The organism is Cellulomonas iranensis NBRC 101100 = JCM 18110 (genome assembly GCF_001552375.1).
In the GTDB taxonomy this organism is placed as follows: Bacteria; Actinomycetota; Actinomycetes; order Actinomycetales; family Cellulomonadaceae; genus Cellulomonas; species Cellulomonas iranensis.
Map to the genome: position 1 here is coordinate 1 of NZ_BCRB01000111.1, position 9815 is coordinate 9815.

General features: G+C 77.0%; 8 protein-coding genes. 5 read left to right on the forward strand and 3 right to left on the reverse strand.

What is annotated here, in order from left to right; all coding sequences use genetic code 11:
- Nucleotides 1–175 precede the first annotated feature (175 nt).
- Nucleotides 176–958: an LLM class F420-dependent oxidoreductase gene (locus tag CS2_RS16470; RefSeq protein WP_217997401.1), complete on the reverse strand. Its 783-nt coding sequence runs from the start codon at nucleotides 956–958 to the stop codon at nucleotides 176–178.
- A 77-nt stretch (nucleotides 959–1035) separates the two neighbouring features.
- The gene (locus CS2_RS16475; RefSeq protein WP_233421228.1) at nucleotides 1036–2826 is read right to left on the reverse strand and encodes a hypothetical protein; all 1791 of its coding nucleotides are present in this window, start codon (nucleotides 2824–2826) and stop codon (nucleotides 1036–1038) included.
- Nucleotides 2827–3118: 292 nt separating this feature from the next.
- On the opposite strand from CS2_RS16475, the gene CS2_RS16480 reads away from it, so the two are divergent.
- The 3 genes from CS2_RS16480 (at nucleotide 3119) to CS2_RS16490 (ending at nucleotide 5808) form a co-directional block, all read left to right on the forward strand.
- A complete protein-coding gene (locus tag CS2_RS16480) occupies nucleotides 3119–4120 on the forward strand; it encodes a glutathione S-transferase family protein (RefSeq protein WP_070320800.1) in 1002 nt (333 codons plus the stop codon).
- A gap of 108 nt (nucleotides 4121–4228) precedes the next feature.
- On the forward strand, nucleotides 4229–4687 hold the full coding sequence (locus CS2_RS16485; RefSeq protein WP_070320794.1) for a MarR family winged helix-turn-helix transcriptional regulator: 459 nt from the start codon (nucleotides 4229–4231) through the stop codon (nucleotides 4685–4687).
- A gap of 29 nt (nucleotides 4688–4716) precedes the next feature.
- Nucleotides 4717–5808, forward strand: coding sequence for a DUF6544 family protein (locus CS2_RS16490; RefSeq protein WP_134850752.1), 1092 nt, complete (start codon nucleotides 4717–4719; stop codon nucleotides 5806–5808).
- 4 nt (nucleotides 5809–5812) lie between these two features.
- Here the strand turns inward: CS2_RS16490 and CS2_RS16495 are convergent, their stop codons facing one another.
- A complete protein-coding gene (locus CS2_RS16495) occupies nucleotides 5813–6445 on the reverse strand; it encodes a CYTH domain-containing protein (RefSeq protein WP_070320796.1) in 633 nt (210 codons plus the stop codon).
- A gap of 176 nt (nucleotides 6446–6621) precedes the next feature.
- Here CS2_RS16495 and CS2_RS16500 point away from each other — a divergent pair, with 176 nt between their 5' ends.
- Both CS2_RS16500 and CS2_RS16505 read left to right on the forward strand, forming a co-directional pair.
- A complete protein-coding gene (locus CS2_RS16500; protein ID WP_070320797.1) occupies nucleotides 6622–8400 on the forward strand; it encodes an alpha/beta hydrolase in 1779 nt (592 codons plus the stop codon).
- A gap of 222 nt (nucleotides 8401–8622) precedes the next feature.
- A partial coding sequence (locus CS2_RS16505) for a DEAD/DEAH box helicase (protein ID WP_070320798.1) occupies nucleotides 8623–9815 on the forward strand: 1193 nt, incomplete at its 3' end.

Sequence of the window (9815 nt, forward strand, 5' to 3'; positions counted from 1 at the left end):
GGGCGCGGCCCGTCGGGCGGGGCGGTCGTCGGGTCGTCCATCGGCACCGAGCCTAGACGTGGGCGCGCGGGTCGGCGCGCGGGCGTCCGGGCGGACGTCGGCGCCCGGCGACGCCCGCGTCCGAGGGCACCCCGGGGATCCGGGTGCGACGACGCAGGCCCGCGTCAGCGCGCGCTCAGCGGCGCTCGTCGCGCCAGCGCACCCACTTCTGCGTGAGCGACAGGTCGTAGTCCGGGCCGCTCGCGCTCGTCGTCAGCAGCCGCACGCCCGCAGCGAGCATCGCGTCCCCGGCGTCGGCCGGGTCCTGGCCGTCGACGGCCGCGGACCGCTCGACGAGCGTCGCGGTGTCGCGGCCCACGGCGGCGCCGTGCTCGTCGAGGATCGCGCTCTTGCGGCGCAGCGTCTCGACGTCGCCGAACGAGTGCCAGATGTCGGCGTGCTCGGCCACGACGCGCAGCGTCTTGCGCTCGCCGCCACCGCCGATCATCACGGGGATGTCCCGCACGGGCGCCGGGTGGAGCCGCGCCCACCGGTCCTTGATGCGCGGCATCGCCTGCGCGAGGTCCGCGATGCGCGAGCCCGCCGTGCCGAACTCGTACCCGTACTCGTCGTAGTCGCGCTGGAACCAGCCCGCGCCGATGCCGAGGATCAGGCGGCCGCCGCTGATGTGGTCGACCGTGCGAGCCATGTCGGCCAGCAGCTCGGGGTTCCGGTACGAGTTGCACGTCACGAGCGCGCCGAGCTCGACGCGCTCGGTCTGCTCGGCCCACGCCGCGAGCATCGTCCAGCACTCGAAGTGCAGGCCGTCGGGGTCGCCGTACAGCGGGAAGAAGTGGTCCCAGTTGAAGATCACGTCGACGCCGAGGTCCTCGGCGCGCAGCACCGCGTCGCGGATCTGGCCGTACGCGGCGTGCTGGGGCTGGAGCTGGACGCCGATGCGCACACCGGCCGTGGAGATCTCGGTCACACGCCCACGCTAGACCCGCGACCGCCATGGCCGCGCAGCCGAGCCGGTGGGACCACCGGGGGGCGCGCCTACTGGTAGGTGACGAGGTCCGGCACCGGCTGCACCTGGTACGTCTGCGCCGGGTCGAGCATCGGCACGTCCTCGTCGTAGAAGTTCTTCCAGCCCCAGTGCACCTGCGGTGCGCCGTTGCGCAGCGTCGCCCACGTGCCGGCCTTGGCGGGCTGGCTGCCCTGCCCGTCGACGTGGATCAGGGGCGCGAGCTCGTCGTGGGACGTGTCGAGACGCTCGCGCTCGGTGATCATGCGCAGCGAGAACTGGTGCAGCACGAACATCTTCTGCGGCAGGCCGCGCTCGCGCGTGAACCCCGCGAGCCACGCCGCCGTCGCGTTGACCTCGTCGATCCCCACCGAGCCGATCTGCCGCAGGTGCACCTGGTCGGGCGCGAGCCGCCACTCGGGGTCGAGCGCGAGCCCGACGTGCGGCAGCGCGAGCAGGTCGGCGTAGGCCTGCGCCTGCGCGACGAAGTCCTGCCGGCCGGGCTGCAGGTCCAGCACCACGTACTGCCCGGCGGCGCCGGCCGCCTCGACCAGCGGGCGCAGGTCCTCGACGGGCCGCTTGCGCGAGTAGCTGCCGTCAGCCTCGGGCCCGCTCGACGCGATCGTCGCGATGATCTCGACCGCGGGCACCACGGTGTCGGCCGTGAGCCCGCGGTAGGGGGCGGCGTGCTGCTCGGCGCGCGCGATCGTCGCCGGCACGTCCTGCTCGCCGAGCACGCCGAGCGCCCCCGACCCGGGCGTGCCGTACAGCGCGACGTACTTCTTGCCGGGCTGCCCGGCGACGGCCGGGAACACGAGCTGACCGCCGCCGGGCAGCTCGACGCCCGTCCGCGCGGTCGCGACGCGCGCCGCGAGCAGCTCCGCCGTGCCGAACGTGTCGCCGTAGGCGATCACCGCCGTCGGGTCGGCCGACGCGACGGCCTGCACCGTGGCGGACGTCGCGCGCGGGTCGCCGCCCGGGACGTCGAGCACGGCGACGCCCAGCGCCCGCAGCGTCGCCGCCGCGGCGGGCGGCACAGGGCCGTCCGCGAGCGCGACGACGCCGGCGGCGGTCACCGGCGCGGTCGCGGGCAGCGTGTCCGCGGTGCCGGTGGGCGTCGTGGCCGCGGCGGTCGCGCCGCCACCCGGAGCAGCGGACGCGGTCGCCGCGGGATCGGCCGCCGGGGCGTCGTCCGCGAGCAGCACGGCGGGCTCGGGACCCTCGAGCGCACGCACCGCGGCGGCCTCGTCGCCGGCCGCGACCGGCACCGGGGCGCCGAACGTCGCGCCCGTGGCGGCGGCGAGCGCGTCGGCGTCGGCGCCGGGAGCGACCGCGACGACGACCGTGCCGTCGGGCAGCGCGTCCGCGGGCACTCCCCCGACCGTGAGCACGTGGGTGGCGCCCAGGCGGTCGAGCTCGCCCGCGACGTCCGCGCCGTCGGCGGTGAGCAGCACGGGCGCGCCGACGGCGACGGCGGCGCTCGCGGCGGTGAGCGTCGCGGCGGTGTCACCGCCGGGCGCGAGCACCGCGACGGGGGCCGACGCCAGCAACGTGCTCGACGTCGTGAGGGCCGCCTGCACGTCGTCGCCCGTGACGACCGACGCCGGCGGGGGCGCCTGCACGGCGGGGCTGACGGGAGCCGCGGGCGCCGACGCCGTCGGCGCCGAGGCGCCGTCGCCGTCGGGTGCCGTGCCCCACGAGCACGAGGCCGTGAGCGCGACGGCGAGGGCCGCCGCGAGCGCGACCGTGCGCGGGCGGCCCCGTCGCCGCCGACCGTGGCGTCCCGTGATGGCCTCGGACCCGTCGGACGTCTGCACCTGCACCCGCACCTCCCGCGGTCGCGCGGTGCCCCCACCGCGGGCCGGCGGCCGCCGACGGGTCGCCACTGTAGGGGCGCGGGCCGTCCCGCGCAGCCGCGGAACCGGGGTGATCCGGGGCGAAGCCCCCCGCGGCACGGGCGGCCGGGCGTGCCCACCTGCGACGACGCGTGCGGCGAGGGATGATCGACGCGTGGACGACGAGACGCGCACGGCACCGAGCAGCGGGACGACCACCGACGCGGCCGGCGGGACGGCGCCGGACGGCACGTCGGCGCACGACCGCCCGGGCGTCTACGTGACGCCGGGGGCCGGGTACGAGCGCGACACGCGCTACCTGACGGACCGCATCACCGCCGACGGCGCCGAGGGCTGGCCCGTCGAGGCGGGCCGCTACCGGCTGGTCGTGTCGCGCGCGTGCCCGTGGGCGAGCCGCGCGGTGATCGTGCGGCGCCTGCTGGGGCTCGAGGACGCCCTGTCGATGGGGATCTGCGGCCCGACGCACGACGAGCGGTCGTGGACGTTCGACCTCGACCCGGGCGGCGTCGACCCGGTGCTGGGCATCCCCCGCCTGCAGGACGCGTTCCTGGCGCGGGACCCGCACTACCCGCGGGGCATCACGGTGCCGGCGATCGTCGACGTGCCGTCGGGCAAGGTCGTGACGAACGACTTCGCGCAGATCACGCTCGACCTCGAGACGCAGTGGACGGCGTTCCACCGCGAGGGCGCGCCGGACCTGTACCCGCAGGCGCTGCGCGACGAGATCGACGCGGTGTCGGGCGAGATCTACCGCGAGATCAACAACGGGGTGTACCGGTGCGGGTTCGCGGGCTCGCAGGAGCAGTACGACCGCGCGTACACGCGCCTGTTCGACGCGCTGGACCGCGTGTCCGGGCGCCTGGCGGACCGGCGCTACCTGGTGGGCGACACGATCACCGAGGCGGACGTCCGGCTGTTCACGACGCTCGTGCGGTTCGACGCCGTCTACCACGGGCACTTCAAGTGCAACCGCAGCAAGCTCACCGAGATGCCCGTGCTGTGGGCGTACGCGCGTGACCTGTTCCAGACCCCCGGGTTCGGCGACACGGTCGACTTCGTGCAGATCAAGCAGCACTACTACGAGGTGCACCGCGACATCAACCCGTCGGGGATCGTGCCGCGGGGCCCGCAGACGCACGGCTGGCTGACCGCGCACGGGCGCGAGGCGCTGGGCGGGCGGCCGTTCGGCGACGGCACGCCGCCGGGGCCGGTGCGCGACGGCGAGGTCGTGCCGGCGGGGCACGGGGCCGCGCCGGCCTGACCTCCCGCACACCCGCGGGCCCCGCGGCCCGGGCAGGACGCGCGACCGGGACCGGCCCGGGACGACGGTCCCGTTCGGCGACCGGCGATGCGCAATACGTTGCGCATCATGGATCGCCCCACGACCGAGGACGACGTCCTCGGTGCCCTCTTCGTCCTCACGCAGCACCTTACGCGGTACGCCGACGACGCGCTCGCGCGCTACGGCGTCTCGGCACGCCAGTGGCTGCTGCTCGCGGTCCTCGTGCGCGGGTTCCCCGGCGAGCGGCCGACGCTCACGCAGGCGGCGCGCGCCTACGGGACGTCGCGGCAGAACGTCACGCAGGTCGCGCGCCAGCTCGCGGCCCGCGGGCTGGTGACGCTCGAGCCCGACCCCGCCGACCGCCGCGCCACGCGCCTGGCCGTCACGCCGCTCGTCGCGCGCACCTTCGACACCCCCGACGCGGCCGCGCACCAGCGCGCGGTCGTCGCGACCGTGTTCGCCGACCTCGGCGACGACGACCTCGCCGCGCTCGACCGGCTGGTGGGCCGCTGCCTGGGCACGCTGCGCGCGGCGGCCGACCGGTGAGCCGGTGGCCGGTCCGCACGCTCGCCCGCGTGGCGCTGGGCTGCGTCGTCGTCGCCCACGGGCTCGTGCACCTGCTGGGCGCCGTCGCCGCCTGGGCTCCGGGTGCGGTGCCCGCCCTGGGCGTGCCGCGCGCGGCGGGCGCCGCGTGGCTCGCGGTCGCGGCCCTCACCGTGGTCGCCGGCGTCGGCCTCGCGACGGGGCGCGCACGCTGGTGGCGGGCCGGAGCCCTCGCGCTCGCAGGGTCGGTCACCCTCGTCGCGACGGCATGGCCCGCGGCGGCGGCCGGGCTCGTGCCCGACGCGCTCCTGCTCCTCGCCGTGCTGCACGCGTGGTGGTGCGGGCACGCCGCGTCGCCGCGCGGCCGCTACCGCTCGGCGGTCGCCGCGCTGGCCGCTCCCCCGGGACATCACCCGGCACCCCCCGTGTCCGACGCCGACGTCGACGCGCTGCCGCCGCTCGTCGCGCACTGGCTGCGCCGCACCGGCGTGGTCGGACGGCCACACGTCGGCGTCGTCCGGACGACCGTCACGGGCCGCCTGCGCGGCGGCCCGGACGAGCCCTGGATGACGTTCACCGGCGAGCAGACCAACACGTTCGACGCCGACCCCGCACGGCTGTTCCTGCTCGACGCGACGCGCGGCGGGCTGCCCGTCGACGTGCTGCACGTCCTGCGGGGCGGGCGCGCGACCATGGCGGCGCACGTGCTCGGCGTCGTGCCGGTGATGCGCGGCGCCGGCCCCGACCTGGACCGCAGCGAGGTCGTCACCGTGCTCGACGACCTGTGCCTGCTGGCGCCCGCCGCGCTCGTCGACGCCCCGGTCACCTGGCGGGACGTCGACGCGAGCCGTGTGCGCGCGACCTACCGGACCGCGACCGGGTCGGTCGACGCGGTGCTGACGTTCGACGCCGCGGGCGACCTGGTCGACGTCGCGTCCGACGACCGCGGGCGCGCGTCCGCGGACGGCCGCACGTCGACCCCCACGCACTGGTCGACGCCGGTGGACCGGGTGGAGCTCGACGCGCAGGGGCGGCGGGTGGTCACGGGACGTGCGGTCTGGCACGGACCCGAGGCGCCGTTCACGTACGCCGACATGACGTTCACGGTGGAGCGCACGGCGTGAGGCGTCAGATCCCCGTCATGCGGTGGTCGTGCCCGAAGCCCTGCAGGAACCGCGGCCCGGTGCGCGCGAGCTCGTCCTCCCACGTCGTCGCCCAGCCCGCGTAGGGCGCGTGCGCGAGACCGTCGTTCGCGAACCGCGGGTCGGTCGTCACCTCGGTCACGCAGAAGTCGGGGATCGCGAGGTCCGTGACGGGGCCGCCGCGCTCGACCTCCGCGACCACGAGCGGCGCGTTCGCGCCCGCGAACACGTCGACGACCCAGCCGTCCTCGCCGAGCCACACCGAGTGCCGCACCTTCGCGACGCGCGCGCCGCCGCGGCGCACCATCTCGACGCCCACGAGCGGGTCGATCTCACGCTCGGCCTCGTAGCGGGTCCCGCCGTTCATGGGGCCCTTGACGGTCACCGCGCAGAAGTCGACCCGGTCGGCGTACCGCTCGAGCAGCGTGGCCTCGTCGTCGTGCACGTCGACGCCCGCCACGGCGGAGACCTGCGCGCGCACGCGCAGCGCGAACCCCTCGTCGGCCAGGTAGTAGCTCTGCACGATGAGCGCGGGCGCCGGGTCGAGCAGCTCGGCCGGCACGTCGCGCGCGACGAAGCGCCGCTCGAACTCGAAGTCGCCGTACCCGGTGTCGCTCATGGTCGCCCGCCGTCCTGACGGCCCGCGCGGCCGCCCGGCACCACGGTACCCACCCACGCACCGGGACGGGCCGCTCGACCAGCGACGACGCGCCGGTCGGCGCCACGCCGGGCGCGTCCCACGAGTCGGGCGGCGAGGCTCGTGGCGGCACCGCACGGCGTGGCACAGTGGCCCGCATGGCGAGGGGGGCGTCGGGCGACGCGACGACGACCGACGACGCGCGCCCGGGACCGGGCGCGCCGGCCCGTCGGGGTGCGCGTGCGGTCGCCGCCCTCACCCGCTGGTGGCGCCGCTTCTCCCCCACGGGTCTCGCGGGCGCGATCGTGCTCTTCGCGGCGGCGCTCGGGCCGTCGCTCATGCCCCGCAGCCCGCTGTACCAGGGCGCGATCGCGGGCGTGTGCGCGGCGCTCGGCTACGGCCTCGGCACGTTCGTCGGGTGGGGCGGACGCCGCATCGGCCTGCGTGCACCCTGGCCGCGTGCGCGGCGCACGCTCGTGCACCGCTGCTGCGCCGGGCTCGCGCTCGTCGTCGTCGTGTGGGCGCTGCTCGTCGACGCCGACTGGCAGGAGCGGTCGCGCGCGCTGCTCGGCATGGGCGACCCGACGCCCGCCCGGCCGCTGCTCGTGCTCGCCCTGGCCGCCGCGCTCGCGCTGCTGCTCGTGCTCGCCGCACGCGGCCTGCGGTCGGCCGTGCTCGCGGTCGCCCGGCTCGCGGGGCGGCTGCTGCCGCCGGTCGCGGCACGGCTCGTCGCCGTGGTGGTCGTCGCGGTGGTCGCGTACCTCGTCCTCGACGGGACCGTGGTGGCGGGGGTCAAGCACGTGCTGACGACGACGTACGCGGCGCTCGACCAGGAAACGTACCCCGGCGACGAGCCGCCGACGTCGTCCCTGCGCAGCGGCTCGCCCCACTCGCTCGCGGCGTGGGGGACGCTGGGCCGCGAGGGCCGCCGGTTCGTCTCGGGCGGGCCCGACGTCGACGAGCTCGCGCGGTTCTCGCAGGCCGCGGGACTGGACCGCGAGGTGCGCGAGCCCGTGCGCGTGTACGCGGGCCTCGACGCCGGCGACGACCTCGACGCGGTCGCCCGGCTGGTCGTCGACGAGCTCGACCGCACCGACGCGTGGGGGCGGTCGGTGCTCGTCGTCGGGACCACCACGGGCACGGGCTGGGTCGACCCGCCGGCCGCCGCGGCCGTCGAGCTGCTGTGGGGCGGCGACACCGCGTTCGCGGCGATGCAGTACTCGTACCTGCCGAGCTGGGTGAGCTTCGTCGGGGACCGTGCGACCCCGCCGGCCGCCGGGCGGGCCCTGTTCGAGGCCGTGCACGCGCGCTGGTCGCAGCTCCCGCAGGACGACCGCCCCGCGCTCTACGCGTTCGGCATCTCGCTGGGCAGCTACGGCTCGCAGGGCGCGTTCGCGTCGCTGCCCGACGTCGCCGCGCGCACCGACGGCGCCGTGTGGGCCGGCACGCCGGGGTTCACGCCCCTGTGGCGCGACCTCACCGACCACCGCGACCCCGGCTCGCGCGAGATCCTGCCCGTCGTCGACGACGGGCAGCGGGCCCGGTGGGGCGACACGTCCCGCACCGAGGATGCGGCGACGTTCCTCGGCGACGCGCCGTGGGAGCGACCCCGCGTGGCGTACCTGCAGCACGCGTCGGACGGCGTCGTGTGGTGGTCGCCGGACCTGCTGCTGGCGGAGCCGGACTGGTTGCGCGAGCCGCGCGGCGCGGACGTGCTGCCCGACGTCGACTGGTTCCCCGTCGCGACGTTCTTCCGCGTCGGGATCGACCTGTTCGTCGCGGGCGAGGCACCCGCCGGGCACGGGCACACGTACGTCGGCGAGTACGCCGACGCGTGGTCGGCCGTCGCGCCGCCACCCGGGTGGACGCCCGCGGCCACGACGCTCCTGCGCGGCGTCCTGGACGACCCGCACGGCACGTCGGTCGGCACGCGCTGAGCCCCGTGCGCCGGCGCCGAGGGGTGCCCGTGGGACCCCGCGTCCGGGTCGCCGACGCGGCGGCGACCGCGACGCGCCCGGCACCGTCCGCGGGCCGTGTGCGACACTGGAGGTCGAGTGGCAGCGCGACGACCGCGCGCCCCGCGTCGTGGAGTCCCCCCGGGCATCGTGCGGCGGACCCCGACCCCCACCGGCCGATCCCGGCCTGAGAGGCACCATCCTGTGACGACCTTCACCGACCTCGGCGTGCCCGAGGTGCTGGCCCGCGCGCTCGCCGCCCAGCAGATCACCTCCCCGTTCCCCATCCAGACCGCCACGCTGCCCGACACGCTGCGTGGCAAGGACGTGCTCGGCCGCGGCCGCACCGGCTCGGGCAAGACCCTCGCGTTCGCGCTGCCCGTCGTGGCGCGCCTGGCCGCGTCGGGCACGCCCCGCCGCGCCCGCCGCCCGCGGGCGCTCGTGCTGTGCCCGACCCGCGAGCTCGCGACGCAGATCGACGCGACGTTCGCGCCGCTGGCCGCCGCGGCCGGCCTGCGCACGACGACCGTGTTCGGCGGCGTCGCGCAGTCCCGCCAGGTGACGGCGCTCGACCGCGGCGTCGACGTGCTCGTCGCGTGCCCCGGCCGCCTCGAGGACCTGCTCCGGCAGAACCTCGTGACGCTCGACGGCATCGAGATCACGGTCCTCGACGAGGCCGACCACATGGCCGACCTCGGCTTCCTGCCCGTCGTGCGTCGCCTGCTGGACCGCACGCCGACCCGCGGTCAGCGCCTGCTCTTCTCCGCGACGCTCGACAACGGCGTCGGCACCCTGGTCGACCGGTACCTCACGTCGCCCGTCGAGCACGCGGTCGACCCGGCCGCGCAGACCGCGGTCGCGAGCACGCACCACGTGCTCGAGGTCGCCGACGTCGCGGTCAAGCGCGACGTCGTGCACGCGCTCGCGGCCGGCCGCGGCCGCCGCGTGCTGTTCATGCGCACCAAGCACCACGCCAAGAAGCTCGCCAAGCAGCTCAACCAGGCGGGCATCCCCGCGGTCGACCTGCACGGCAACCTCGGCCAGGGCGCGCGCGAGCGCAACCTCGCGGCGTTCGCGTCGGGCGAGGCCCGCGTGCTCGTCGCGACCGACATCGCCGCGCGCGGCATCCACGTCGACGAGGTCGAGCTGGTCGTGCACGTCGACCCGCCCGCCGAGCACAAGGCGTACCTGCACCGCTCGGGCCGCACGGCGCGCGCGGGCGCCGCGGGCACCGTGCTCACGCTCCAGCTGCCCGAGCAGCGCGCCGACGTGCGGGCCATGACGCGCGCGGCCGGCATCGCGGTGACCCCGGTGGCGGTGCGCGCCGACGACGCGCTCGTGCGGCAGCTCGCGGACGCGCCCGGCTCGGTCGCCCCCGCGGCCGGCAGCGCGCCGCT

Excerpts from the sequence above, each read along its gene's own strand:
- CS2_RS16485 (WP_070320794.1), top strand. The coding sequence starts at position 4,229 with ATGGATCGCCCCACGACCGAGGACGACGTCCTCGGTGCCCTCTTCGTC.
- CS2_RS16495 (WP_070320796.1), bottom strand. The coding sequence starts at position 6,445 with ATGAGCGACACCGGGTACGGCGACTTCGAGTTCGAGCGGCGCTTCGTC.
- CS2_RS16500 (WP_070320797.1), top strand. The coding sequence starts at position 6,622 with ATGGCGAGGGGGGCGTCGGGCGACGCGACGACGACCGACGACGCGCGC.